At 67.1% G+C, this 24,834-nt stretch carries 24 protein-coding genes and 2 pseudogenes; 5 read left to right on the top strand and 21 right to left on the bottom strand.

The genetic code is table 11. From position 1 onward, the window contains the following. Positions 1-187: 187 nt before the first annotated feature. The 8 genes and pseudogenes from KW076_RS12650 to KW076_RS09030 form a co-directional block, all read right to left on the bottom strand. A pseudogene (locus KW076_RS12650) lies at positions 188-1,270 on the bottom strand (recombinase family protein); the annotation flags it as partial. Between the two features lie 343 nt (positions 1,271-1,613). After that, entirely contained in the window at positions 1,614-2,165 is a 552-nt protein-coding gene (locus KW076_RS09060; protein ID WP_224356823.1) for a DUF4913 domain-containing protein, read from the bottom strand. 85 nt (positions 2,166-2,250) lie between these two features. Then, positions 2,251-2,700 (bottom strand): single-stranded DNA-binding protein, encoded by a 450-nt coding sequence (locus tag KW076_RS09055; RefSeq protein ID WP_224355039.1) that lies wholly within the window; start codon positions 2,698-2,700, stop codon positions 2,251-2,253. Between the two features lie 84 nt (positions 2,701-2,784). Then, positions 2,785-4,566: a type IV secretory system conjugative DNA transfer family protein gene (locus KW076_RS09050; protein ID WP_224355038.1), complete on the bottom strand. Its 1,782-nt coding sequence runs from the start codon at positions 4,564-4,566 to the stop codon at positions 2,785-2,787. Continuing rightward, positions 4,563-5,099, bottom strand: coding sequence for a hypothetical protein (locus KW076_RS09045; protein ID WP_224355037.1), 537 nt, complete (start codon positions 5,097-5,099; stop codon positions 4,563-4,565). The genes KW076_RS09050 and KW076_RS09045 overlap by 4 nt, the downstream gene beginning before the upstream one ends. Then, entirely contained in the window at positions 5,099-6,583 is a 1,485-nt protein-coding gene (locus KW076_RS09040) for an ATP-binding protein (protein WP_224355036.1), read from the bottom strand. The genes KW076_RS09045 and KW076_RS09040 overlap by 1 nt, the downstream gene beginning before the upstream one ends. Continuing rightward, a complete protein-coding gene (locus tag KW076_RS09035) occupies positions 6,580-7,374 on the bottom strand; it encodes a hypothetical protein (RefSeq protein ID WP_224355035.1) in 795 nt (264 codons plus the stop codon). Before KW076_RS09035 ends, KW076_RS09040 begins: the two co-directional genes overlap by 4 nt. Before the next feature lie 33 nt (positions 7,375-7,407). Continuing rightward, a protein-coding gene (locus KW076_RS09030) for an IS5 family transposase (RefSeq protein WP_224355034.1) occupies positions 7,408-8,302 on the bottom strand; the annotation gives its coding sequence in 2 pieces (ribosomal slippage) (positions 7,408-7,944 and positions 7,946-8,302; 894 coding nt in all). A gap of 154 nt (positions 8,303-8,456) precedes the next feature. Here KW076_RS09030 and KW076_RS09025 point away from each other — a divergent pair. Next, positions 8,457-9,452, top strand: coding sequence for an IS481 family transposase (locus KW076_RS09025; protein WP_224355033.1), 996 nt, complete (start codon positions 8,457-8,459; stop codon positions 9,450-9,452). A 135-nt stretch (positions 9,453-9,587) separates the two neighbouring features. Further along, positions 9,588-10,418, top strand: coding sequence for a hypothetical protein (locus KW076_RS09020; protein WP_224355032.1), 831 nt, complete (start codon positions 9,588-9,590; stop codon positions 10,416-10,418). A gap of 25 nt (positions 10,419-10,443) precedes the next feature. On the opposite strand, the gene KW076_RS09015 is transcribed toward KW076_RS09020, so the two are convergent. The 3 genes from KW076_RS09015 to KW076_RS09005 are packed head-to-tail and all read right to left on the bottom strand — an operon-like array spanning position 10,444 to position 13,795. After that, positions 10,444-11,931, bottom strand: coding sequence for an SCO6880 family protein (locus KW076_RS09015; protein WP_224355031.1), 1,488 nt, complete (start codon positions 11,929-11,931; stop codon positions 10,444-10,446). Beyond that, on the bottom strand, positions 11,928-13,439 hold the full coding sequence (locus KW076_RS09010) for a conjugal transfer protein TrbL (RefSeq protein ID WP_224355030.1): 1,512 nt from the start codon (positions 13,437-13,439) through the stop codon (positions 11,928-11,930). Before KW076_RS09010 ends, KW076_RS09015 begins: the two co-directional genes overlap by 4 nt. Positions 13,440-13,483: 44 nt before the next feature. Then, positions 13,484-13,795, bottom strand: coding sequence for a DUF6112 family protein (locus KW076_RS09005; RefSeq protein ID WP_224355029.1), 312 nt, complete (start codon positions 13,793-13,795; stop codon positions 13,484-13,486). A gap of 159 nt (positions 13,796-13,954) precedes the next feature. Between KW076_RS09005 and KW076_RS09000 the strand changes: the two genes are divergently transcribed. Continuing rightward, positions 13,955-14,980: a hypothetical protein gene (locus tag KW076_RS09000; RefSeq protein ID WP_124969781.1), complete on the top strand. Its 1,026-nt coding sequence runs from the start codon at positions 13,955-13,957 to the stop codon at positions 14,978-14,980. Between the two features lie 18 nt (positions 14,981-14,998). Here KW076_RS09000 and KW076_RS08995 read toward each other — a convergent pair whose 3' ends face one another. The 4 genes from KW076_RS08995 to KW076_RS08980 all read right to left on the bottom strand — a co-directional run bounded on the left by KW076_RS08995 (position 14,999) and on the right by KW076_RS08980 (position 18,526). Further along, positions 14,999-15,265 carry a DUF6112 family protein gene (locus KW076_RS08995; RefSeq protein ID WP_224355028.1) on the bottom strand — a complete coding sequence of 89 codons (267 nt, stop codon included), beginning with the start codon at positions 15,263-15,265 and terminating at the stop codon, positions 14,999-15,001. A 5-nt stretch (positions 15,266-15,270) separates the two neighbouring features. Continuing rightward, positions 15,271-16,887: a M23 family metallopeptidase gene (locus KW076_RS12590; RefSeq protein ID WP_224355027.1), complete on the bottom strand. Its 1,617-nt coding sequence runs from the start codon at positions 16,885-16,887 to the stop codon at positions 15,271-15,273. 7 nt (positions 16,888-16,894) lie between these two features. Next, positions 16,895-17,587: a hypothetical protein gene (locus KW076_RS08985; RefSeq protein WP_224355026.1), complete on the bottom strand. Its 693-nt coding sequence runs from the start codon at positions 17,585-17,587 to the stop codon at positions 16,895-16,897. A 69-nt stretch (positions 17,588-17,656) separates the two neighbouring features. After that, positions 17,657-18,526: an NAD(P)H-binding protein gene (locus tag KW076_RS08980; protein ID WP_224355025.1), complete on the bottom strand. Its 870-nt coding sequence runs from the start codon at positions 18,524-18,526 to the stop codon at positions 17,657-17,659. An 86-nt stretch (positions 18,527-18,612) separates the two neighbouring features. Between KW076_RS08980 and KW076_RS08975 the strand changes: the two are divergent. Further along, positions 18,613-18,774, top strand: a pseudogene (locus KW076_RS08975) (HTH domain-containing protein); the annotation flags it as partial. Between the two features lie 27 nt (positions 18,775-18,801). Beyond that, positions 18,802-19,326, top strand: coding sequence for a helix-turn-helix transcriptional regulator (locus KW076_RS08970; protein WP_224356822.1), 525 nt, complete (start codon positions 18,802-18,804; stop codon positions 19,324-19,326). Positions 19,327-19,404: 78 nt separating this feature from the next. Here KW076_RS08970 and KW076_RS08965 read toward each other — a convergent pair whose 3' ends face one another. From KW076_RS08965 to KW076_RS08940, 6 genes are all read right to left on the bottom strand, one after another. Next, positions 19,405-20,445 (bottom strand): ParB N-terminal domain-containing protein, encoded by a 1,041-nt coding sequence (locus KW076_RS08965; RefSeq protein ID WP_224355024.1) that lies wholly within the window; start codon positions 20,443-20,445, stop codon positions 19,405-19,407. Beyond that, entirely contained in the window at positions 20,442-21,341 is a 900-nt protein-coding gene (locus KW076_RS08960; protein ID WP_224355023.1) for a hypothetical protein, read from the bottom strand. The genes KW076_RS08965 and KW076_RS08960 overlap by 4 nt, the downstream gene beginning before the upstream one ends. 99 nt (positions 21,342-21,440) lie before the next feature. Further along, positions 21,441-21,986, bottom strand: coding sequence for a hypothetical protein (locus KW076_RS08955; protein WP_224355022.1), 546 nt, complete (start codon positions 21,984-21,986; stop codon positions 21,441-21,443). Further along, positions 21,983-22,798, bottom strand: a complete 816-nt coding sequence (locus KW076_RS08950; RefSeq protein ID WP_224355021.1) for a DUF2637 domain-containing protein — start codon at positions 22,796-22,798, stop codon at positions 21,983-21,985. Before KW076_RS08950 ends, KW076_RS08955 begins: the two co-directional genes overlap by 4 nt. A gap of 17 nt (positions 22,799-22,815) precedes the next feature. Beyond that, complete coding sequence (locus tag KW076_RS08945) at positions 22,816-23,733, bottom strand: bifunctional DNA primase/polymerase (protein ID WP_224355020.1); 918 nt, start codon at positions 23,731-23,733, stop codon at positions 22,816-22,818. Further along, a complete protein-coding gene (locus KW076_RS08940) occupies positions 23,730-24,815 on the bottom strand; it encodes an ArdC-like ssDNA-binding domain-containing protein (RefSeq protein ID WP_224355019.1) in 1,086 nt (361 codons plus the stop codon). The genes KW076_RS08945 and KW076_RS08940 overlap by 4 nt, the downstream gene beginning before the upstream one ends. Positions 24,816-24,834: the final 19 nt, after the last annotated feature.

Genomic DNA, 24,834 nt, shown 5'->3' with positions numbered 1-24,834 from the left:
GCTTGTCGCGCTGGGCGGTCAGGAGCTTGCGTTCGTCCTCGCGCGATCCTTCGAGCTGATCGAACACGTCGTTGAGGACCTTCCGGACGTGCTCCGCCTGGGTCTGGGTCAGGGAATTGCGCTGGTAGGTGCGTTCGATCTCCGCTTCGGCGCGTTCGGCAAGGATCGCGGAGCGGGTGCAGTTGGTGGTCTTGCGGCGTCGTCCGGAGCAGGTGAAGTACTCGTAGCGGTCCCCGGCCTTGTCGCGGGGGCGTTCGATCATGAGCTTGGCTCCGCAGGCGCAGTACAGCGTGCCTTTGAGGTAGTGGTCGTACTTCTGGGGTCGTTCGCCGCGGGCGTTGTTGGCGTCGAGGTTGGTCTGGACGCGCAGCCAGGTCTCGGCGTCGACGAGGGGCTCGTGGGAGCCGTCGTAGGTGACGCCGCGGAAGGTGACGGTGCCCTGGTAGTAGGGGTTGGTCAGGATCTTGTGCAGTCCGGTGGTGGTGACTGGTTTGGCCGGCTGCGAGGGGGTGGGCCGGGTGGTCAAGCCACGGGATGTGAGTTCCTTGGCCAGGCGCGACAGGGACCAGTCCCCGGTGGCGTAGGCGGTGAACGCGAAACGGACGAGGTCGGCGCGTTCGGGGTCGATCTCGATCTCGCGGGACTCGCGTCCTCGGGCGTCGGTGGTGCGGACGTTGAGGTAGCCCAGAGGCGCTTTGGTGGGGGTGCCACCGATCGCGGCCTTCTGGGTCATGCCTTTGAGGACTTCCTGGGCCAGGTTCAGCGAGTAGAACTCGGCCATGGAGGCCAGGATGCCGTGCATCAGCATCCCCGAGGGGGTCTCGTCGATGTTCTCAGTGACCGACACCAGACTGATGTTCGCATCCCGCAGCGCGGCGTGGATCATGGCGTCATCGAGCCGGTTGCGGGCGAGGCGGTCGACCTTGTTGATGATGCAGTACCGCACCGGATGCGTGGTCGCGTAGTCGAGCATCTCTTGGAGCGCGCGTCGTTGGGCGGTCTTGGCGGACTCGCCGGGCTCGATGAACTCCTTGATGATGACCGCACCGAGCTGTTCGGCCTTGCGCTGCGCGGCTTCGCGCTGGGCCGGGATCGACAGACCCTCTTCCAGCCCGTTGCGGGTGGCCTGATCCTTGGTCGAGACCCGCAGGTAGCTGATCGCCGCCACCTGCCCCTCAGCCCCGGTCGCTGTGGCGTCTGGGCGTGGTGTGGTGCAGGCGAGGCGTCGAAGGCCTGAGATGTCGAGGCCGGAGAGCTGATCGAGTGTCATGGTGACCGCCTTTCACAAGCCCCCACATAACTGGGGGCGGGTGGGGCGCCGGAGGCGGTCACGTCAGAGTCGAAAAGAACACCCCGCGAACGGGGCTTAGCAAGGCAGGTGCCAACAGCGCCGAAACTTGATGTGGATCCAGTTTAGCGACCGGCTACGAGCAGGCGACGAAGATGGGCACCGGACTGCCCGCCGGGCTGGTCGCCAGCGGTGCGCAGCGCGATCCGGATCAACACCTCCGCAACCTTCGCGGCATCGATCTCCTCACGCGGCTCATACCGCACGCGCAGGGGCCGATCCGCCTCGACCCGGGCCGTGGCGCGGCGATACCGGCGCACCATCCTCAACCACCCTCAGGACCCAGAACATCGTCGCGAACCTCACCGGTCGCCGGGTCGATCCGGTCATCCAGGCTGGCGTAGAAGGCGTCTTCGGCAGCCTGTCGTTCGTTGACTTGGTCGATGATGAACTGAACGAAGTCGGCATCCCGGTCAGTGATCACGGACTCCCCGTGGGTGGGTTGGGGTTCTTCGCCGGGCCAGGTGGTCTGCCGGGTGGGCCGGTCCCGGTCGAGACGGGTGCCGGAGGCGGTGACCCAGTCGCGCAGGCGGTGGCGGGCGTCGGCGAAGTCGCGGTGCCATCCCAAAGGTGCGGAGCCGTTCTGTTCGGGGTCGTAGGCGCACAGCCAGTGCAGGTGCAGCGCGGACAGTTCCCACAGAAGTTCGGGGTGACGATGCCAGTAGGGCGGGATGACTGAGGCAGGCAGCCCGTAGGTGTGGCGGAGCCAGTCGACCCACCGGTTCAGCTCCAGCAGTTCGGCTTCCAGATCCTGCGCGGATAGCAGGTTCCAGTTGATCGGGTGCGGGGGTTCGGGCAGCGCGTTCGTGTCGAACATGTCGGGCTGGTCGTCGAGGATGCCGGGGTCGTCGTACTGGTCGTCGGGCTCGGGGCTGTGAGTGCTCATGATCGGTCCGCCCGGGTCACATGCTGAGGCTGTCGGTAGCAGGCGTCGCCTGGTGGTGCTGGGGTGGTTCGAAGGCCTGCCCAGCCGCCTGACGTTCGAGTGCTTGGCGGGGCGTGCGGTCGACGTCGTAGCGGGTGCGGGCGGTGTCGTGGCCGATCTTCTTGGCGACGAACTCTTCGCCGGCGATGCGTTGTCCGTCGCGTTCGTAGGTGTAGTCGTGGGCGTAGCCTTCGGCGACGAACTGGTCGCCTTTGGTGAAGCGTTGGAAGGCGCGTTCGGCGGTGGCGCGGTAGAGCACGAGGTTGCCGAAGGAGGGCTCCAGTTTGGTGAAGGTGCCGTCTTCTTCGCGCTGGAAGTTCTCCTGGCCGTAGCGGGCGTAGAAGCGGGCATCGCCGCGTTCGGTGTAGGTCAGCTGTGGGTCGGATGCGATGAACCCGGACAGGGATTCCTGGGTGCGGATGGCCATGACGCGGTACCTCTCAACTCGTGGACTGCAGCCCGCTGGTGGTGCGGGCTCCTGGTACCGGTCAGGTGCACCCCGCGACCCCGGTCATGCACGGGGGTTCTGCAGGAGCTGTTCGAGCCGGGCGCGATCCCGCTTGAGGGCCTCGGCGTCGGGACGGGTGGGCCAGGCGGTCAGGTCGGTGATGATCGGCGGCGCGGAGCGCAGCAGGGCGACGCCGGTGCCGAAGGGGAGGGTGCGGATGCGGTCCGGTGGCAGGATCGGCACCCGCCGTACGGAGCGCTGGTTCGACCTGGTCCCGTGGTCACCGAGGGTGACGGAGTCGGTGTATTCGTCGCGTTCGCCGATGAGGGTGGTGAGGTCTTGGAGGTCGCGGCTGTTGGAGGCGCCGCCGAGGATGAGTTTGACGATGGCGGCGTCCCAGATCGCTCCGGCTTGGTGGTCGGACCACTTGTCGCGCGCTTGGGCGAGCGATTGCAAGACGGGCAGGGTGGTGATCCCGGTCCCGCCACCTTCGGCCATCAACGTCGGCAGCGACGGCAGGGGCGCGAGGTTCCCGATCTCATCCAGCGCCAGGAGCAGGGGTGGGTCGAGGCGTGCGCCGGGTGAGCGGGCGGCGAGGCGGCGGGCGGTTTCGATGAGGTCTTCGATGAACGCTGCCACCAGCGCGGCCGACGCTCCGGCGCCGGCGCCGGTGGCGAGCAGGTAGAGGGTCCCGGACTCGCGGAGGAAGGTTTCGGGGTCGAAGGGGGTCTCGTTGTCGCGGGGTGTGACCGCGTCGAGGACGCGGGGGTCGGCGAGGGCGCCGAGGGCGAGGGCGACGCCTTGCCAGATGGAGTCGCGGGTTTTGGGGTCGGCGTCGATCATCGCCCCCAGCGAATCGGCCCACCCAGCTGCCGCATCGGGGTGGTTGGCGAGGATCGCGACGGCTTCGGCTGCGGCGGCGGGGTCGAGGGTCCACCGGAACAAGTCCGCCGGCTTTCGAGAGTCCAACGCCGCGGCGTGGAGGAGGGCTTGGAGGGCGGTGCGGGTCTTGCCCTCCCAGAACCCACCCGACTCCACACCACCAGCCGACAACCCGGTGGCAGAAGCCAGGCCGGTGGCGCGGATCATCGCTGTGAGCGAGTCCTCACAGCCGCGGACGGGTGACCAGCGCATCCCCGCCGGGAGTCCTTCGGCCAGGTGCTGGGGGTCGAACACCGCCACCGGGCCACGGCGCTGCCGGGCGCGGAGAGTGGCGGTCAGATTGTCCGGCCGGGTCGAGGTGGTGACCACGGGGCCGGGGGCGTCGAGGATGGCGGGGATGACGATGTGCAGGCCCTTGCCGGAGCGGGGCGGGCCGATCAGCAGGATCGAGTCCTCCACACTCGCCCACACCCCCTGCCCCTTCGACGTCCCGAGCCGATACCCCACCTCACCCAGGGCCGGGTCCTTCAGCGACGGCCGCAACGTCGACGCGCGTTTCAGCAGCGCCTTCTCCGAGGCGACCTGGGCGACCTCGTGCCGCGTCGCGATCCCCGCCAACCGATGCGGATCCACCACCTGAGCATGAGAACGGCGCCGCCACACGACCCACCCCCAGCCCGCGAGTGCGACCAGCCCGCCCAGAGCGACGATGGTGGTGACCCAATAGGCGACGGGGCTGAGACCAGGCGCCCCCAACGCGACTGCGGGGTTACCGGGGTTGAACAACACCCCGGCGCCAGCGGCCCAGCTCGCTGTGGGCTGGGGTGCTCCGGTGAGGAACGCGGCCACCGACCCGGCCGCGCGGAGCACGAGGGTGAGGAGGAACAAGGCGATGAGGCCGATGAGGGCGGCGTTGGTCAGTTCCTCACCCATCGACCCACTCTGCCGCTGCGAGGCACTCATCGCGTCTCCTGCACGATGACGGTTCCGGAGGCCCGTCCGACCACCACCACCGGACCCAAGGCAGTGTCGGGTGGGGTGATGGTGCCGTTCTCATCCGCCGCCACTTCCTCAACGATCTGGCCGAGGAACACCGTCTCACCGGGCAAGAACCCCACCAGCCGGCCCGGATCATCTGTCGGGGGCGCTGGAGTGTCCGCGGCGGCTTCCTCGTCGGCAGCGGCTGGGTCGTCGGGCTCGGGTTCGGGGGCGCGTCGTGGTCGGTGGGCGTGGATGATGTCGGTGAAATGGCTGCCGTCGGACTCATACACATCCACCCGCACGGGAATGCGGCGCTGCTCGGTCAGGTCATCAAGGATCGCTCCGAAGTCACCCCGACCCCACACCTCACCCGCCTGCGGAAGATGCGGCTGTTGGTCGACGGTCACCGTCAGGGTGCCGGTGATGTCGACGGTGATGACCACGTGCCGCAACACCACCGGCACTGCCTCGCTCGGGTCGTTGCGGCGGTGCCTCAGGGCGGGAAGCTTGGGCATTACTTGACTCCTGCGGTGAGGCGGCTGCTGGTGTCGAACAGCTCCAGCTCGCCGGGGTGGAGCTGGTGCTGGATCACGAACGAGCGGTTCTTGATCCGCCACAGCCCCTGACCCACGCCAAGGTTTGGCAGCAGGGTCTGTTCGGTTCCGGTCAGGCCGAGGGCGGTGGCGGTGGGGCCGAGCTGATCGGATTCCTGGCGGTAGACGATCCGCGTCTCCGCATTCGCCAACAGCGAGTTGGCCAGGGAGCGCATGGCAGAGCCTTCGTCGCCGACGTTGTCAAGGTCGGAGAGTTTGTGGAAGATCAGCATGTTCGCGATCCCGTAATGCCGGGCCAGACGCCAATGCGCATCCATTCGCTTCAACAACGCCGGATGGGACATGAGCCGCCAGGCCTCGTCATAGATCACCCACCGCTGCCCACCATTGGGGTCCAGCAGCGCCGATTCCATCCACGCCGAGCTACACGTCATCAACACACTGATGAGGGTGGAGTTCTCGGTCACCCGGGACAGGTCGAGGCTGATCATCGGTAGATCCGGATCGAACGCCACGGTTGAGGGGCCGTCGAACAAGCCGGCGAGGTCGCCTGCGACCAGACGCCGCAAGGCGTGTCCGACCAGGCGTCCGTCTTCAGCCAGGCGTCCGCCGGGGTCGTGGCTGGGGGTGAGGATGTGGTCGACGACCATGGGCAGGATCGGCACCTCGTTCTCCGCCACGGTGGCGGTGAGGGCGAGGTCGATGGCGGTGTGCTCCAACGGCGTCAGCCCCCGCGCCAGCACCGTCTCGGCCAGCGCGCCGATCAGGTCCCGGCGCCGGGAAGCGACGGTGCTCGCCCACTCCTGGTCGGTGAGCCCGCCGGGACGGTGTCCCTCATCCAGGGGATTCAGGCGGGTGTGGAGGCCGTGGCCGAGCACGATCGCCTTCCCGCCCACCGCTTCGGCGACCGCGGTGTGTTCGCCCTTGGGGTCGCCGGGGACGTAGACGCGGCGTCCGAACGGCAACGACCGCGTATACAGCGACTTCGCCAACGACGATTTTCCCGACCCGACGATCCCCGCAAGCACCAGGTTCGGGGCGGTGATGATCCCGCGGGCGTAGAGGACCCACGGGTCGTAGACGAAACTGCCACCCGAATACAGATCCTGACCGACGAACACCCCATCCGACCCCAGGCCACCTTCGGCCATGAACGGATACGCCCCAGCCAACGTGGCCGAGGTGTCCTGATGCCGCGGCAACCGCAACCGTCCCGGCGACCGCAACGCCGCCGGCCCCGCCTCGCCCGCCGCCGGCAGAAACGTCGTCGCCTTCCGCTCCTCCCGTTCCGCCAGCGCTTTCGCCTTCGCCGCCTCACGCTCGACCCTGGCCCGCTCAGCCTGCAGCCGGGCCGCAGCCTGACGACGAGCCTTACGAGCTTTCCGCCGCTCCGCAGCCGGGGACACCAACACCGCAGCGTGCAGCCGTTCCTTCTCGCCGCTCACAGCGACCGCCCCACCGAAGACGACGCTGCTGCGCCACCCGCTTTGGGCGCGAACCAATCCGTGCCCGCGGCTGCTCGACGCGAAGGCTCGGACGTGACACCGCTGAACGCGTCCCGTGCCGCCACCACGTCCCCGTCGTGACTGGGGTCAGGGGCGGTGTCAGGGTGTTCGCGGACCAGTCCGACATATCCCATCTGTGGGTTGTAGGTCAGCACATACCCGTCGGCCTCGAAGGTGCAATCCCACTGCCCGGCCGGGAGCTCGTGGTACACCTCACCGTTCACGAACGCCGCGCCAGTGGTTTCGTCGCCGAAGTCCCACTGCGCCAGATGCGCGATCCCCGCCTGCACCCCCTGCACATCAATCAGCTCCAAGACTTCATCGGCCTCGGTGCCCTGGAGGAAGACCACATTCACCCACCGCTGCGAACGCTCGGGCTCAAGGCTGGTGTGGGTGTGCCAGGCGATCCGACCGGACGCTTCGTGCGCGCGCATCACCCGGTCAGCGACCTCATCCAGCCCGTCGGCGGCCTGATGCAACTCATCCGCCGCCGCCAACGCCACCGCCTCCGCAGGCACGCGGTCATCGGTGAACGCGATATCGCGGTGCTCAGCATGCGCACGAGAGAGCTGGTCCAGGACCTGCCGCAGCAGCCGCACCGACCCCGACACTTCGCCCAACACTCGGTACGTGTCAGCCGGATCCTCAAAGGCCCGGGTGGCATGCGCCAACCCGCGCAACCCCTCATAAGCCTCAGCAGCATCAGCAACCGGATCAACAAACGTCGCCATCCCAACAGTCCTCTCTACGTAGCGGTGGTACGCCTAGGGCATGTCTGACAATCGTTTTGACCATGCGAGCACAGCATTCAGGACCACAGCGGCCCTGTAGATGATCGCGTACTTGTCATACCGGGTCGCCAGACCCCGCCACTGCTTCAGGTGAGCGTACTGACGCTCGATGACGTTGCGGCCCTTGTAGGCGTCCGCGTCGAGGCTGACGGGGCGCCCGCCGCGGGCACCGCGCCGTCTGCGGTGGCCCTGCTGGTCGGCCGGTTCGGGGATGACCGCCTTGATCCGGCGGGCGCGTAGGTGGGTGCGGATCGCCCGGGAGGAGTACGCCTTATCGCCCAGCACGGCCTCGGGGCGGGTCCGGGGCCGCCCTACTGGCCGGGTCACGCGCAGCTGCTCCAGAAGAGGAAGCAGCATCGGGGAGTCCCCTGCCTGGCCGGGGGTGATCAGGCTGACCAGCGGCAGCCCGGTCCCATCGACGAGCTGATGGATCTTCGTGCTCAGCCCGCCACGGGAGCGCCCGATGCCGTGATCGGCCGGCTCCTCACGCGGATTCTTGTAGTTCGATCCATCCCCCTGTGTGGCGGGTGATGTTCGTCGCGTGCTGGTGGGCGCGGGCGATCGTGGAGTCCACCGAGACCGACCAATCGATCAGGCCTTCGGCGTCAGCGGCGGCGGTCAGCGTGGCCAGCACCGTGTCCCAGGTGCCTTTTTCGGCCAAGCGCCGATGCCAGGTCCACACGGTCTGCCAGGGCCCGTAGACCTCGGGCAGATCCCTCCAAGCGATTCCGCACCGGTACCGGTAGATGATCGCCTCCACCATGGCGCGGGCGTCGGCGAACGGCCTGCCGGCGCGGCCGGTCCGGGTCGGGAGCATCGGGGCGATCAACTCCCATTGGGTGTCAGAGAGCATCTGGAACCGGGACATGTCCCCAGGGTCTCAGCTGACTCGTGCATCTATTCTCAGACACGCCCTAGGTGTGATGTCCAGGGACGTTGTTGCGTGAGCAGCTGACAGGCGAAGGCCTCCTGTTGCGAGAGTGGAGTTGTCAAGAAACCGCTCACGCGAACAGAAGGCCTTCATGTCCCACGCTAACGCCGCCCTGACCCCTCGCGCCCGCCTACGCCTGGCCAAGCTCATCGTCGAGGAGCACTGGCCGGTCGCCACCGCGGCCAAGATGTTCATGGTCTCCCCACCCACCGCCCGCAAATGGGCCACACGCTTCCGGGCCGAGGGACCTGCAGGCATGGTCGACCGGTCCAGCCGGCCGTCCACGATGCCGACCAGAACACCGCCTGCGGTGGTGAAACAGATCGTGGCCGCCCGATGGCGCCGGCGCCTGGGGCCCGTGCAGATCGCCTCAGAACTCGGGATGCCGGCATCCACCGTCCATGCCGTGCTCGTGCGTTGCCGGATCAACCGCCTCGCCCGTCTGGACCGGGTCACCGCCGAGCCGATCCGCCGCTATGAGCACCCCCACCCCGGCTCGCTGATCCACGTTGACGTCACGAAGTTCGGACGCATCCCCGACGGGGGCGGGCACCGATTCGTCGGGCGTCAGCAGGGCATGAAGCACCGCGCGGCGACTTCGGACCGAGAAGGAACCCGTGATGCCCGATACCAGCCCCGGCTCGGGGTGGGCTTCCTGCACACCGTGATCGATGACCACTCCCGCTTCGCGTATGTCGAGATGCACTCCGACGAACGCAGCCAGACCGCCATCGCGGTGCTGCGCCGCGCGGTCGCTCACTTCGCGCAGCTGGGCGTGGAGGTGGAGCGGGTGCTCTCGGACAACGGTTCGGCCTACCGCTCGCATGCCTGGCGGGATGCTTGCACCGAGCTCGGGATCAAGCCCAAGCGGACTCGGCCCTACCGACCGCAGACGAACGGGAAGATCGAGCGGTTCCATCGCACGCTCGCTGACGGGTGGGCCTACGCCAAGTTCTACGGCTCAGAGACCGAACGCAGGGCCGCGTTGCCTGGGTGGGTGCACTTCTACAATCATCACCGAGTCCACTCCGCGATCGGAGCCGCACCTGCCAGCAGGCTCAACAACCTCCCTGGACATCACACCTAGGAGGTGTGCGTCATCGACCGTGGGCCCATGGCAGTCGGGAGGGTGCGCGATACTTGGGTTGAGCATTCGTGGCTGCCACGGGTGCCCGAGACTTCGACACAAGTTCGAGGTCAGTGCGCTAGAGGGGACGCTGGGATGTACAACCTGCTGATCGGCCTGACGCGAGGTGAGGTCGGAGCTGATCGCTTGCTTGAGCACACGGCCGATGATGTCCGGGAGTACCTCGCTCCGGAGGTAGGCCAGGTCAGGATCGAGCGTCTCTTGAACCTACCGACGCTGCTCATGCCGGAGACTGGTTTCGATGATGAGCCGCAGATTGCTCGCGTCGGCCATGTCACAAATGTGAACAAGTCCAGGTATGGCTACACGTTTTCCTTTGTCCCTAACCCCGCGATTGCACCGATTCCCTCGCCCAGAATCGAGGCGGCAGCGGGCGTTTTGGACATCACTGATTGGGAGTTCCATCGGACGCACTGGGCTGTCAAGGATGTTGACTTGTACCGCGTCCTCGACCAAGAGCTCTCTGCCAGGGTTAAGCCCAAGGTGTTCCAGTTCCCAACCTCAGAACCTTTCGACCCTGACCTCGTGGCGGTGATGATGCCATTCAGCCCGGCCTTTTCGGCGGTGTATGAGTCCCTGAAGGAAGGCATCGAAGCGGCAGGGATGCGTTGTCTGCGTGCCGACGACATCTGGGAACGAGACCACATCCTCGACGACGTGCTCAGCCTCATCTGGCGCGCCCGCGTCGTCATCGCCGATCTCAGCGAAAAGAATCCCAACGTCTTCTACGAAACCGGTATCGCGCACACGCTTGGACGCGACACCATCCTGGTTGCCCAGTCCATGAGTGACATTCCCTTCGACCTTCAAGGGATTCGGGCACTCAAGTACCTGAACAACGGTGAAGGACGCGCCGCGCTGTCCAGAGGGATCACCAGCCGTCTGAACACGATCACCACTTCCTGACCCGACTCGACAGGCGACAGCTCTCTCAGACCTGCCGACACAGGGGCAGGGCTGCGGCGGTGAAGGCTTTGGCTTGTTGCCCGGCGAGGAGTCGGGTTTCGCAGTTGGCTTGGATGGCGGCCTGTTCGAGGGCGGCGACGTGGGCGTCGAGGTCTTCGATCGTGGTGGCGGTGACGGTGATCAGGCCGGTGTAGCGCAGAATGCCGTGGCCAGCGGTGAGGTCGGCTTCTTGCTGGAGGACATCGTGGTACTCAGCCGTCTGGGAAGCGTCCTCGATCTGCCCGATTTTGGCGCGTTGGGCTTGGTCGGAGATGTGCTCGACCTTCTTCTTGCGGATGTCGCGGGCGGCCTGGTCGGACCGCATGGGAGTGCAGATCAGGGAGAACGATCGTTGGATTCCGCTGGAGAGCAGGATGGGTGAGAGGAAACCTGGGTAGACCATGGAGCGGGGCCATTCGCTGATCCACAGCACAGCGTGGTGGGCGGAGTCGGTGCGGATACGACTCCAGGTTTCGTTGACCGCGACCGGTCCGGCGGTGGCGAGGTCGTGGCCGATCTCGCCGTGGCGTTCCAGGGTGGCGGCGATGGCGGGGTCGTAGGCCGAGCGCAGGATCACCGCAATCTGGCCGGGGGTGAGCCAACCGGATGGGGTGAGGTCGGCTGAGCGGAGTGCGGCGGTGAGGGTGTTCATTTCTTGGCGCAGGACGGCGGCGGCGCCGCGGATGCCGCCGCCGGCGGTGCGGATCTGCCTCGCCGCGTTTCTCATGTCGAGGGATAGCGACAGGGTGGTGGCGTGGCGTTCGCCGGCGGGGCCGGCGCGGTTGATGAGTTCGGCGTAGGTGGTGGCAGCCCAGCTGGTGTCATCGGGCTGTCCGTGGGTGGTCCACCATTCGGCCAGTCCGGTGCCGGAGTCGGGCAGGGTGCGTTCCAGGATCTGCAGGGTGGCGATCCTGCCGGAGCGGCAGACGGTGGCCAGGACGCGGCCCCAGGCGGTGACGCGTCGTTCTTGTTCGGCGGGGTCGAGGAGCACGAACGCGGGGTGGGTGATCTCGCACACCACCGTGAGCGTGTTCTGGTGGGGGTCGTGGATCATTCCCGCCCCCGTGGTCGGGTCCTCGTACTCGCGCAGCCGGGCTTGGTCGCCGGGCAGGGCGAGGGTTCCGGCGGGGCGTGGGGTGACGATGCGGCGCCGGTAGAGGAGCTGGCCGATGGTGGTGCGGTAGACCCACCAGCCGGCCACGGGCACCCACTCGATGACCGGGCGTCCCGCGACAGGTACCCAGGTGAGGAGGACGGCGGTGGCCCAGACGGGGGCGGTGTAGGCCAGCCACATCCCGCCCCCCGCGTACAGGGCGGTGATGATGGTGGCGATCGCGATCCCGACGGTGACCAGCTGGGCCGCGGACAGGCCAAGCAGGATGCCGCGACGGGTGAGCCGGGAGAACTTCACCGGCACCAGCTCCGAACCGGTCGCCTCCGGTTCGTGGCTGTTGTTCTTCTTGCGGCTGCTCATGCCTGCGGCTCCTTCCATGCACTCGACGGCGGTGGCGGATTGTCAGCGGGCGGCGGGTTCGGCACTGGCGCGGACGGCGACACTTGCTCACCCCCACCATGTGAGGACGACCCCGGTGGTTGTGAGCTTGGGGTGCTGGGCGGGGTGGGTTGTGTACTGGCAGGTGGTGTGCCCGGCTGTGGCGGCGTTCCACCGGGTGCAGGCGCCGGCGGAGTATTCCCACCATTGCCTGCGCCTCCGTTGGGGGTGGGGGTGTGGTCGGCGGCGTCTGCCGCGGTCTCGGCCTGCTGACCGAGTTCGGCGCCGGCTTTCGGGCCCGCGGTGGCGGCGTCCTTGGCCACCTGCACCCCGATCACTGCCGCGGCCGCAGGACCCGCAGCGGCAGCAGACCCACCCGATGCGGCACCCGACCCGGAGGCCCCAGATCCTGCTGCTCCGCCAGTGCCAGCTCCGGCCTCGGTTCCGCCCTGGGAGGCCGAGGGGTTCGGGCTGCTGGGTTTCGGCGGCTGCTTCCCGCCACCACCGCCGTTGCCGCTGTTGTTACCGTCGAGGACCTGTTGGGGGTTGCCCGGCTGGCGGTCGGGGAGGGGGATGGGGCGGTTGAGGGAGTTCTTGGCGTCCTGTTCGGCGCCGATCGCGTGGTACATGTCGAACCCGACGAAGCTGATGAACCGGTAGGTCAGGTAGGGGGCGAACGCGGCCATCGCCATGAGCACCACCCCGGCCAGCGGGTCGCTGATCGAGGATAGGTCTCCATCGATCGGGGCGGCGACTTGGGTGATCGCGACCAGGAACATCACGACCAGCACGAGCTTGGAACAGATCAGCGCGACCACGAACATCGCCCACTTGCTGATCCACCCCCTGGTGGCGTCCCACGACGAGCCCGACAGGGCCAGGGGTGCGAACACGATCGCGACCAGCAGCAGCGCCTTGCGCACCAGCAGCGACAGCCACACGATCGCCGCGGAGGTGATCGCGAGCCCGGCGAGGAAGATCGTGATGATCGCCCCCACCCCGGGGGCGGCGATGTTGATCGCGGTCAGTCCGCCGGCGAGGATCGTGATCTTCTCGCCCATCGATTCGGTGGTCTCGCCGGCGGCTTGGACGATCCCGACACACAGCTGGTCGACCACCTCCAACAGCAGCCCGGTCAGGGTGATCACCACGAACGACCCCAACACGCTCTTGGCGAGGCCGAGGGCGGCCCGGGTGAGGGCCGTGGGGTCACGTCTGATGAGGCCGGTGATGAGTTGGAGGCAGAAGAACAGCAGCATCACGAACACCGCGATGCCGAACAGCAGGTTGTAGACCGACAGGTATCCGTCACTGGTGATGTCGACCAGGGTGGTGGCGTCGAAGACGTTCCACACGGCCTCGAACAACCAGCCCGCGGCTGAGCCCATGGCTTGGGCGAGCCAGTCGAACGGAGCCGACACCAGTGAGGCGGCTGCTTCGCCAGCGGTTTCGCAGACACCTGAGATGACGGGCAGATCGCACACACCCACCGCAATCACTCCTCACACGTGGGGTTGGAACGGTTGGGTAGGGGTTAGACGGACTGGCCGACGTTCCAGAAGAAGTTGATCAGCGTGACCGCGGCACCGCAGATGATCGCTGCCCCGCAGGAGACCAGGACACCGACCTTGCCGCGGCCGGCCAGGTGCGGGTTGGAGGAGTTCGCGCCGAAGCCCCACACGATCGCGGAGATGATCAGCGCCAGCACCGACAGGATCAGCCCGATCGTCATCACCGCCGCCACGATGTTGCGCAGCTGCGCGATCCCCGGCAGCCCATCATCGTTCGGCGTGATGTCCACCTCCATCGGCAGCATCATCGGCAGCGTGGGCAGGACAGACGTCATCAGATCAAGCACAGCAAGCTCCTCACAGACAGAAGGACGAAAGGGACCCGCCCCCGGGACGACCGGGAGGGCAGGCAACCAGGGGAGGTCTGCCTGTCAGGTGTGCAGCCTGCTCCTGTTGTGATCGACGGCCCTCGGTGCTGCTGCGATACTTCGAGGGTGAAGTTCAAGCGCAGGAATCTGGTCGCGTTGGCTGACTTGGTGGTCGGTAACGTGGGACGTGACGATGCCGAGACCGAGGATGAGGCCAAGTACTTTCCCTACCGGTCGAGTTCCCGGATTACGGAGTTCTTTCAGGACCTTGATACCGAGTATCGACACGACGGCTCGACGCGCAGGGAGTGGGTTGCGGACGTTCTCGACGACATTTTGGCTCAACCGCACGAAGGTCCGAGCCATCCTCCGGAGTTGTTCTGCCGCTTGATCGATCAGCTCATGAGTCCCGCTGATCGCCTCAACGAAGGACCTGACCGGCCCCGCGCTCTGGCTCTCCTCAACGCTGTTCTGGAGCGCGAGGGGTTTCACGCGTTCTACGCGGAGGACAACCACTGCTACCTCCGGCACATGGGTACCCAGTCAGTGACCGTGCTGGCCGCCAACCCGCATCGGCCGTTCAGCAAGGCAGAGCAGGAGCGCCGCAAACTCCTTGCTGCCTATCTGGACTCGTGTAGCGAGGACGACCTCATCGAGAAGATCCTGCTCCCGATGTTCAGACAACTCGGCTACCACCGCATCACTGCGGCAGGGCACAAGGACAAATCGTTGGAGTATGGCAAGGACGTGTGGATGCGTTACACGCTGCCTACGCAACACGTCTTGTACTTCGGCCTTCAGGCCAAGAAGGGCAAGCTTGATGCCTCGGGCGTCACCAAGGCTGGCAATGCGAATATGGCCGAGATCCATAACCAGGCCCTCATGATGCTCGCCCACGAGATCTTCGATCCCGAAGTCAACCGTCGAGTGCTGGTCGATCACGCGTTCATCGTGGCTGGCGGCGAAATCACCAAGTCAGCTCGAAACTGGCTGGGCAACGCCCTTGACGCATCCAAACGTAGCCAGATCATGTTCTTGGACCGTGACGACATCTTGAACCTGTACGTCGTCAGCACCCTCCCGTTGCCGGATGAAGCACAGCCGTCCTCGCCACCCAACCCTTGGCTGAAGACCGACGAACCACCGTTCTGACAGCTGTCTTCGAGCTGCTCACAGCTGGTCGCCGAGGTTGATGAGCCAGTTGAGCCAGGTGATGCCGGCGCCGGCGAGGGTGGCTGTGCCGAGGGCGACGAGGAGTCCGGTGCGGGCTTTGGTGGCGGTGGTGTGGTTGCCGTTCGCTGTGGCGATGGCCCAGGTGATGCCGCTGATGAGCATGGTGAGGACGGCGGTGACGAGGACGAACGTCAAGAGGGCGCCGATCACGGTGTGGAGGGTGGTGTTGTCGCCGAAGGCGCCGAAGTCGGGGTAGATGTTCACGGGTATCAGCTGCCTTCTTTGACGGTGATGTGGACGTGGTCGTAGTGGCCGCCGGTGACGTCGGTGGGGTCGTGCATGCCACCGCCGTTGTAGGGGCGCCAGCCCTCGGCATCGCGAGCGAGGGACCAGATCTGGCCTTGCCAGATCAGGTACTCGACGCCGAGGGTTTCGGCGTTGTCTTGGAGCCAGTTCGTCAGCGCCCATCCGGCTTCGAGCTGCTGGGGTGTGGGTCGGGAGCCGATGGCGTTGCCGAAGGTGACGTCACAGGCTCGTCCGAGGGGGTGTTCGGATTTGGTGCCGGGGCGGGGTGAGTAGCAGGCCCAGGAGCTGTCGGGGTAGGCGGTGAGGGCTTGGGTGTAGACGTGGAGCATGCGGGCGGTGATCTGTCCGTCGGTGGTAGGGTCATCGACCTTGCGGTCCGGGTCTCCGGCATCGGGCCCTTGGGGCGGCGCGGGCTGGGTCGCGACCGGGTTGCAGCCTTCCTGCTCGACCGGTGTGGTGGGGGCTGGAAGGTTGCCGCTGGTGTGTTGGTCGAGCCAGGGCTGGGGGTCGGTGAACTCGCCGTCGCTGCCGCCTTGGCGGAGTTCGAAGTGCAGGTGTGCGCCGGTGGAGTAGCCGGCCGAGCCGACATCGCCGATGTGTTGTCCGGCGGTGACTTGGTCGCCGACATTGACGTGGATGCCGGTCTCCCACAGGTGGGCGTAGGCGGTGGCGATCTTCTGCCCGCCGGTGGTGTGTTCGATGATGATCAGCCCGCCGTACCCGCCGGACATCGAGGCGTGGGTGACGATGCCGTCGGCGGCGGCGAGGACGGGGGTGCCGTCGGGGGCGGAGTAGTCCGCGCCGGTGTGGAGCTTGTTCTCCCCGGTGATGGGATGGACCCGCATCCCAAATGGCGAGGTGGCGACCCAGGTGCCCTCGGGCAGCGGGAAGACCACACGCCCGGTCTCGGGCAGCTGGGGGCTGTCGGCTGTGGGGGTGGTGAGGGTAGTGAGGATCTGTTCGGCGACGGGCTCGTAGTTCGCATACCGGTCGGGGTAGGCCGACACCTCGACGGCTTGGGCGGCTTCGCCCTTGGACAGGGTCTGCCAGCCGGGGATGTCGAGCAGTCCGCGGGGTGAGGGGTGGTTGGGGCCGGTGGGTCCGCCGAAGAACGCGCGCGCCTGGTAGCCAGGGTCCATGAGGTCAGGGACGGTGCCCCATCCGGCTTGGGGTCGCATCTGGAACAGGCCGAGGCTGTCGTGGTCGGAGGCGTCCCCGTCATTGGGGTGATTCCCGGAGTCGGGGTAGACGCTGGTGTTGGCCAGCATCCGCAGATTCGACTCGGTGAGCGCGGCCATGAGCGCGATCTGCAGCCCGTCACGCGTGACGCCCTCGATCTGGGATCCGGTCTGGATGATGGTGGCGGCATGGGTGAGCTGGGTGGTGTTCAGCGTGAAGGTCTGCCCGTCAGCGGTCGTCACGTCCAGCGAGTCCGGCACCGGCCCCACCACCGACGGGCCAGTCGTGCTGGTGGTGCAGGAGGCGTTGGCGCCGGGGCTGAAGATCATCCCAACCCCCAGCAGGAGCAGGGCGGGACTGAACAGCACGAGCACGGCAGCGATGACGGCGAGTTTCTTCACGGCCGGGTCACCGCAGCGGGTTGTCGAGCTGTGACAGGCGCAGCAGGTGGCAGGTGTCGTAGGTCGGCGCGCAGACTACGAACACGGTGAACTCCACCTTGTGGGCCGAGGCGACTGGTTCGCCGTTCCAGGTTCCGGTGCGGTGCCGGGTGCCCTCGATGGTGTAGGCGACCGTGCCTGGTGCGAGTTGCCCCTCGGGTGCCTGGGCAACGGCTTCGCCCCACTGGTCGGGGATGTAGGCGCGGGCGATCGTCAGATGCTGACTGGTGCCGTACTCACGCAGGTCCTGCCAGGCGGTCCGCGAGGGCAGGTAGGCGGCGACGTCGGTGGCGAGGCCGGCTTGTTCGGTGCCGCTGGGGTCCCCGACGGCGAGGATCGCCGAGGTGTAGTCCAGCGGCAGCAGCCCGGTGGTGGTGTCCCACGCAAACAGCGTGGTCGCGACATTGCGAGCGAACTGCTCCGGATCAGCACTACTCGCCACCGGTGGCACCAGCGGCGCCCCCGAGGCCGAAGGCTTGGCGGTGCTGGTTGCGGAGGGGGACGGGCTGGTGGTGATGGTCGGTGACGTGCCCGGGGTGCTGGTCGGGGTGCGGGGGCCGGTGGCCAGGCCGTAGATCCCGACCCCACACACCAGGGCCGTGACTGAGCCGGCAGCGATCAGCACGAGCCGGCGACGCGACGAACGATCGGAAGTGTCCATGCCCAGCAGGTGCACCCACCAGAACACCGAGGAGACCGCCCGCTGAGGGACGTTGACGAGTCTTTGGAATCAGAGCACCGGGATAAGTTCCTCGTGGATCCAGCTGGTCAAAGTTGTGGGTGTGGTCGTTGCCAGAGTTCTCGGCTGTTCGGGGCGGAAGCCATCGCGCAGTCCGGTGCTCATGCCGAGGATGGCGTCGGCCATCATTGGAGCCATCCCTGCGGCAAGGTAGCGCTGGAGCATCTCGGTGTCAGTGATTTGCTCCGCGTGGACCTGGTGACCGACATGGGCAGTCAAGGTCTCGGCCACCTGACGCCAGGACAGGTCTTGTGGTCCGTGGACGGCTTGGACTCGGTGGCCGTGCCACTGCGTGTTGAGCAGGGTGAGGCTGGCGACCTCGGCGATATCGCGTGGAGCCACCCAGCTCATTGGCTGGTCGAGTGGCAGCACTGTCGTCAGTTGCCCCTGCCGCACTGCATCAATGTCCAGCAGCAGGTTGGTGAAGAAGTAGCCGCACCGCAGGTGGGTGACATCTACATCGAGGGTGTCCAGGGCGACCTCGGTGCCTGCCAGGCCGTCAATCTCGCCGACGCCGTGACGCTTCTCGGCACCGATGCTGCTTTGGAACACGACGCGGCCGATTCCGTTGGCGGTAACCGCCTTCACCAGAGCTTCCGTGGCTAGGGTGTAGTCGGCTAGGGGGTCGGATGACATCACACTGGGATCGACCCAATAGATCGCGTCTACGCCCTGTGTCGCCGCGGTCACCTGCGCAGGGTCGGTGGAATTCGCCTTGACGATGTCGGCGTGCTTCCGTAGCCCCGGGGTGACGTTCTCGGGTCTTCGAGCTAGGAGTAGTGGGCGCACTCCGGATCTGATCAGCATGGATGTGACGTGCCTCCCGACGTGGCCCATCGGGGTCGTGACCGCAATGCGCATGCGAGTCTCCTTTCATGAGGTCTCGCACACCACGCTAACGACAGATCCGGCCTGTTCTAGTCCTCATCTAGGCCGATAATGGCCGTGTGGAAAGTCCGTCATCACGCGCCCTACAGCTGCTGTCACTGCTGCAGACCGGACGCGCCTGGACAGCAGCAGACCTCGCGCAGCGCCTCGGCATCGCAGACCGGACGGTTCGCCGTGACGTCGCCAGATTGCGATCCCTGGGATACGACATTCGGTCCGCGCCCGGACCTGGCGCAACGTATCGACTCGTGCCGAGCGTCAAGATCCCGCCCCTGCTGCTAGACGCCGACGAGGTCTGCTCACTCGTCACCGGGCTACTCCTCCTGGAAGCCGGCGGCGTCAACGAGGCAGCGACGGTGCGCACCAAGCTGGAACAGCTCCTCCCGCCGAAGCTGCGTCAACAGGCAGCAGCGACGGCATTGGCGACCCAAGTGATCACTCCCGTCGCCGCGCCGGTTGATTGGCGGCTCCTCGGTGTGCTGGCAGAGGCCGTGGCCCAAGGACAGAACCTGCGCTTCACCTACACTGACCAGCACAGCAAGGTGAGCGAACGCCACATACGTCCCTACCGGCACGCGCTGCGCAAAGGCGCCTGGTACCTGATTGCCTACGACATTCAACGCACCGACTGGCGGCTGTTCCGGCTCGACCGCATTCAACACGCCACGCCCGAGCCAACTGCCACCGGCATCGACGTACCCGTCTTCCCCAGCCCCTCTATCGAGGAATGGCTCACCACTGATTTCGGACGACTCCCGGCCTCCGCCGGTTAACACGCCGGCCAGCACGTCCAGATCAAACCGCTATCCCACATCCTGCGCCGTCTCAATCACCATCCACGGATTGGACAATTAGACCGCGCGTAACTGCGGACGCCCACCTGCATGTCCGTCATCACTCTCAGTAACAGTGCCGGATGCGGTGGTGGTGTCGTCATGGTTGGTGAGGGCGGCTTGGAGGGCGTCGGCGAACGCGATGGTGTGTTCGATCACGCGCAGGAACGTGGCGACGTGTTCGTCGGTGAGTTCGACGGCGAGCACGGCCGGGTCGTAGTGGGTCCACCACTGGTCCAGTTCGGTCCACGTCACCACGAACGCTCGCACCGGGTACTGCACCGGCCCGCTCTCGGGGGTGCTGTTGGGTTTCTTGGCCGGGGCGGGTTTCGGTCTACCGGCGGATTGGACGCGGGCGAGGGCGTCGGCCGCGGCCTGATGCAACGCCTCATCGCCAGCATCGGGGTTGGCGGTGTGGTTGCGGATGGTCTCGTAGATCGGATGGACCGGGCTGCCCGCGTCGATCTGCTCCAACCCCCGCTGCGCCGCGGCCCTCACGTGTTCGGGCAGCGTCTCGTCGGTGGCGGCGTGTTCGAGGTAGCCGATCTTGTCCAGCGTCTTGTACGAGGCCCCGCCGGGGATCATTCCGGCAGCCTGCTCACGAGCCTCACCGGTGGCTCCCGACGGTTCCGGAAATTTTCCGGGACCGTGGGTTCCGGGCTGGTTGTCGCTGCGGAACTGGGTCGCGGCCTTGCGACGCGCAGCATCCTCGGCCATGAGTGATTTCAGTTCGCGGTAGAGGGCGGCGGCTTCCAGCGCGGTGAGCGGCTTGTGTAGGACGTTGTCGTCTTGTTCGGCCAGCAGATGGCCGAGCCGGTCGGAGATGCCGGAGCGGACCCACACGTTGACGGTGCGCCAGCCGAGCTGCTTGATCGCCGCCAGCCGGCGTGCCCCGCAGATCAGCACCCCGTCGGGGCTGACCGTCAACGGCTGCAACAACCCATCGCGCTCAATCGAGGCCGCCAGCGCATCGATGTCACCCAGGTCGGCACGGTGACGTCGACCGACATGCAGGGAGTCAACGGCGCGGTCCAGCTCGATGTGCCCCGGGGTACTCATGACCGCACCCGTCCCCGCCCTGGTGTGGCACGAACGATGGAGGCCACCAGGGCGTCATCACCCAACAGGTCAGCCAGTGTTTCTCCGAGCAGCAGACGCAGCAGGATCCCGCGCCCGGCCGTCGTGGTGGCGTAGGCAGGTTCGGGATGGCCGAGCAGGACACGTAGGAGACAGGTCCAGGCTGGGGCGGGAAGGTCGAGCAGGGCGCGGGCGTGTTTGTCGCGCCGCAAGGCTTCGTAGGTGCCGCGCCGTGACCCGATCCGGGCCAAGGCATTGGTGACGTGATCCACGCCGGCTCGGGCGGAGGCTTCGGGCCAGCCCAGCAGTGCGAACAAACCGGTCGCATCCGCCACTGCTGCCTGCACACTCGCCCCCACATCCTCGCTTGGCTCCGCATCCTCACGGTGGTGTAGGTCGGTGAGATGGAACGCGGGATGGTATTCGTACAGGGGTGTTTCGCGGTCGGAGAACCGTTCGGGGTCGTGGTGGGCAGAGATGTGGGCGCGGCGGGCCTGGTGGACTGAACACATGAGCCCTTGGGCGCGTTCTTCGTAGATGCAGGTGATCCGCACCGCATGCGTGACCACCGCCCATGGGTCTGCGGCCTTCCTTGCCGCCGGCGTGCGCATCACATCAAACGCCGCCGATGCGGCCTCCCACACGTCCAGGCCGTGCTTGCGCGCCAAGGGTGCGAACCGCTCCGCCGCGAACTCCAACAGCTCTTTGGCTTGGGGGTTGTTGCGCCATCCGTGCTCGGCCAGATGCTCCAGCAGAGCCCGCAGCCCTTCACTGGTGCGGAAGTCAGCCCTGTCGGGGTGGGGTGTCGACGGCGTTGCAGACGACCCCCTCCCGGTCTCCGCGGCGGTGCCGGTGGTTGGTGTTGTGGTGTGGGTCATGGTGGTGCCTCCTGACAAGCAGGTGCGCACCCCCACCCCAGACATCGGCGGCAGTGGTGTCGTCGTGTTGGCGAGAGTCGTCATTGCTGGTCACCACGCTCAGCTCATCCCCACCGCGGACCGACCCGGCACCGACTGGGCCCGGCCCCGGCCGAAGGCCGACAACGGCGCCAACCACGCGGCCCGATCACCGATCCGCCGCGTACTCACCGTTATGCCGTGGCGGGTCTTCTGGCTCAGTGCGGTCTGGAAGTGGATGCCGCGGCCAGCGACTGTGGCGCCACGCCGGGCCAGCAGATCGGTCGGACGCACCCACTCCACACCCCGCCCCACCTGCCGACCCACTGGCCGGCTGGTTGTCCGGGCGGTGCGGGCCTTGACCGCCTCCGGCACTCCTTCCGCCCCCTCATCCAGCTCCGGGAAGCCCGCGTCTGGTCCGTCGATGTCGGGGGCGAGCTGCTCGTTGAGTTCTTCCACCGGCGCCTTGGGTGGGACAAGATCGCCTCGCTCACTCACCGTCTCCTGGTCGAGGTTCTCGGCGAGGGGGCTGGGGGTGGTCAGGGCGAGTTCTTCGGGATCGGGTGGGCCGTAGTCGTCGTGGACCGGCGGCTCCACCGGGTGGTGCTCGTGTTCGTGGGTGCTCATGATTCCTCCTTGATCGATGGGTTGGTGTCAGGTTCAGAGCTCCTCGTTGGTGTGGAGGTGAGCCAGCGGCCCACCGTGGACGGATGCACGCCCAGCTCGGAGGCAATCTGCTTGTTCGACCACCCCTCACTCCGCAACCCGGCAGCCCGCTCCCGCCGACCCACCCCAGCCATCTCGGAAACGCCTCGAACGGTCTCCCCATTAGGAGCTGTCGGAGTCGAAGCCTCGGGCGCGGGCTTTGCCTCGGCGTGCTTCATCGGAGACGGACCGGATTCCGGTGTGGTCGGTCGTTCATCGCCAAGGCCGACGGTGTCGCTGACGTCGTGCTGTAGGAGTGCCGCCGGTGGAGGCTCTGCCTCGATGCCCGGTCTTGGGGCTGGTGTGGGCTGGTCGTTCTGTTGGGCGATGGTTTGCCAGATCACGGTCTGCGTCTCGGGGCTGGTGGCGCGGGTGAGGATGACGGTGAGGTGGGTGATCGCCAGCAGCACCACGGGCGGAACGGCGGCGATCGCTGCCGCCAACAAGGCCGGGACGTCGGCGTCGGCGGCGACGATGGCGTGCAGGGCGTTGGCAGTGACCGAGACGACTGCGCCGCCGATCAACAGGGCCCAGGGATACCAGGCAGCCTTCTGCCCAGCCAGAGCGACGACGGCGACGGTGGCGACCACGATGATGCCGTCGACGATCAGCGGCCACGCCCACGCCTGACCTGCCCCGATGCCCGAACGGGCCGCGAGATCAGCCAGGGCGGTGAAGGACAGCCAGAATGCCCCGATCGCGATGAACACCGTCCCCGCGACCGCCGTCCGCACCGCCCACCGCCGCGCCCTCACGCCAGCCCCCACCCCGCGCCTACCGGCACCCGCACCGGCGATGCTGCCGCTGGTTCGGTGGCCCTGCGTGCGGTAGACGTGGTGGGGTGGGTGGTGCGGTAGGCCGACCGCACGGTGGCGGCGATCTCCCGCGGACCGAGCCCCGCCTCAGCGGCAGCAGCCCCAAGTGTTTCGACTGCGGTGGCTGGTGTGATGTCGTGTTCCGCGGCCCGGCAGGCCGCCCAGAACAACCCTCGATTCCTCTCGCCCTCGCCCAAACCCGCCACCCACGCAGCCAGCCGCCACACCACCACCCCAGGCTCACTCTGAGCCATGCCGCGATCAGCAGCGCGCGGTTTCAGGGCGGGCCGGGGGTCGAGGAAGTCCCGCAGGGTGTCGCTGTCGATCCCGGACGCCGCCCCTTGCCGGACGGTGGCCAGCCGATATGAGCCGGCAGTGGTGTGTGAGGGTGGGATGAGGATGTAGCCGCCATCCCCGCGGAAATCCACACCGGCCCGGGCAACCTGCCACGACCGCTGCACCACATCCGGCGTGGCCGGGTAGTAGCCATGCCGTCCACCCGAGGGGGAGACCACCGTGAACACCGGCATCCCCACCCGCCCCGCATTGAGGGCGCAGCGCATGCTCTCCCGGCCATCCACGTGCTCGCGGACATCAACATCCACGACCACGACACCGGACGCCCCGGTCGGCAGCCCCAGGTTCGCCTCCGGCCACCGCGCCCACCAATGCTCGATCTGGGCGAGGTCAGTGGAAGCGTCGTGGAACCCTCGGGCAGTGAGGGGGCGCTTCTGCCCGGGCACGCACGGAAACACCGGCACATGCGCCGAAGCAAGATCACCCGCCACCCGCCCCAGCGACCTGTCCGAACCAGGAGCGAGAAGCCGGGCCAGGTGGTAGAGGTTCGGGCTCATAGCGCCACCGCCTCAGGCCCCGACACCACCCGCCCTGCCGGCTCCGACACCGCCGGTGCAACCGGGGCCTGCCGTGTCGCGGGGTCGCGAGTGGGGGTGTCGCGTTCCAGGCCGGGAGGTGTGCCGTTGCCGACCTGCACCGTGTCGAGCTGCTCTAGAATCCCCAGCGCGGTCTTGCGGACTCGTTCCCCGGTGGTCTTGACCACCTCGACCGGGTCCTGGCCCTCCACCCGGGCCGCCCACGTCGACACGTACGGGACGGTGTAGCCGGAGGTGTCCATGCCATGCGCGGCACCCACCATCAACGCGACCGATTCGGCCTCCACCTCACCGATCCCACGATGCTGCCGCGCCTCACTAGCGTCCGGGCCATGCAACAGGACGTGGCCCAGCTCATGGGCCAGGGTCTTCACCTGTGCGGCCGGGTCCATGTCCGTACGCACCGACACCACCCGACTGGCGTAATCGGTCAGCCCATTCGCCCCGAAAATCTCCGACGCATCCGCAACCTGTCGCAGCTCAAACCCAGCAGACAGGACTTGGGCGGCGAGGCCCTCCCACAACCCAGCGGGAGCATGCCCCTCCAACAGCCGCGGCGCCGGCGGCTCAGGAATCGGCTCGCCAGTGGTCTGGGAGGCATCCCAGACGTAGGCGGGGCGGACGCCGACCATCTTCGTGCGCACCGTCTCACCCGCACGCGGCTTCTCGCCCTTCCCCAGCCGTCGCCACGACTCAGCATCCTGCGGGGTCGCCGACGCGAACCGTCCCGTCACCGGCGCCAAAATCTGATACCCCGGCTGCCCCTTCGACACCTGGCGACCCAACTGCTGCCACTGCCGATAGCCCGCCACATGCGACGGCACTGGGTCCGGCACCAGACCCAGCCCGTAGGCCTCCTGATGCTGGGTGAAGATCAGAATCGTGTTCGCGAACGACCGTGCGCGGAACCGGGCCGCGAACGCCAACGCCCGGGCCCAATCCTCACCCGAGACCAGCTGCTCGACCGCACCCGTCAGCCGCTCATGCAGAGCATCAAGCTTCGCCTCCCGCGCCGCCCGAGCATCCTTGCCCGACGTTGCCATGACGGTCTCCTTCCGCGAA

This window comes from Micrococcus porci (assembly GCF_020097155.1).
In the GTDB taxonomy this organism is placed as follows: domain Bacteria; phylum Actinomycetota; class Actinomycetes; order Actinomycetales; family Micrococcaceae; genus Micrococcus; species Micrococcus porci.
Note: the sequence above shows the minus strand (reverse complement) of the source record. Positions and strands in the feature narration are given on the sequence as shown.

Coding starts and splice junctions, on each gene's coding strand:
- KW076_RS09060 (WP_224356823.1), bottom strand. CDS start 2,165: ATGTTCGACACGAACGCGCTGCCCGAACCCCCGCACCCGATCAACTGG.
- KW076_RS09055 (WP_224355039.1), bottom strand. CDS start 2,700: ATGGCCATCCGCACCCAGGAATCCCTGTCCGGGTTCATCGCATCCGAC.
- KW076_RS09050 (WP_224355038.1), bottom strand. CDS start 4,566: ATGAGTGCCTCGCAGCGGCAGAGTGGGTCGATGGGTGAGGAACTGACC.
- KW076_RS09045 (WP_224355037.1), bottom strand. CDS start 5,099: ATGCCCAAGCTTCCCGCCCTGAGGCACCGCCGCAACGACCCGAGCGAG.
- KW076_RS09035 (WP_224355035.1), bottom strand. CDS start 7,374: ATGGCGACGTTTGTTGATCCGGTTGCTGATGCTGCTGAGGCTTATGAG.
- KW076_RS09025 (WP_224355033.1), top strand. CDS start 8,457: ATGTCCCACGCTAACGCCGCCCTGACCCCTCGCGCCCGCCTACGCCTG.
- KW076_RS09020 (WP_224355032.1), top strand. CDS start 9,588: ATGTACAACCTGCTGATCGGCCTGACGCGAGGTGAGGTCGGAGCTGAT.
- KW076_RS09015 (WP_224355031.1), bottom strand. CDS start 11,931: ATGAGCAGCCGCAAGAAGAACAACAGCCACGAACCGGAGGCGACCGGT.
- KW076_RS09005 (WP_224355029.1), bottom strand. CDS start 13,795: ATGACGTCTGTCCTGCCCACGCTGCCGATGATGCTGCCGATGGAGGTG.
- KW076_RS08985 (WP_224355026.1), bottom strand. CDS start 17,587: ATGGACACTTCCGATCGTTCGTCGCGTCGCCGGCTCGTGCTGATCGCT.
- KW076_RS08980 (WP_224355025.1), bottom strand. CDS start 18,526: ATGCGCATTGCGGTCACGACCCCGATGGGCCACGTCGGGAGGCACGTC.
- KW076_RS08965 (WP_224355024.1), bottom strand. CDS start 20,445: ATGAGTACCCCGGGGCACATCGAGCTGGACCGCGCCGTTGACTCCCTG.
- KW076_RS08960 (WP_224355023.1), bottom strand. CDS start 21,341: ATGACCCACACCACAACACCAACCACCGGCACCGCCGCGGAGACCGGG.
- KW076_RS08955 (WP_224355022.1), bottom strand. CDS start 21,986: ATGAGCACCCACGAACACGAGCACCACCCGGTGGAGCCGCCGGTCCAC.
- KW076_RS08945 (WP_224355020.1), bottom strand. CDS start 23,733: ATGAGCCCGAACCTCTACCACCTGGCCCGGCTTCTCGCTCCTGGTTCG.
- KW076_RS08940 (WP_224355019.1), bottom strand. CDS start 24,815: ATGGCAACGTCGGGCAAGGATGCTCGGGCGGCGCGGGAGGCGAAGCTT.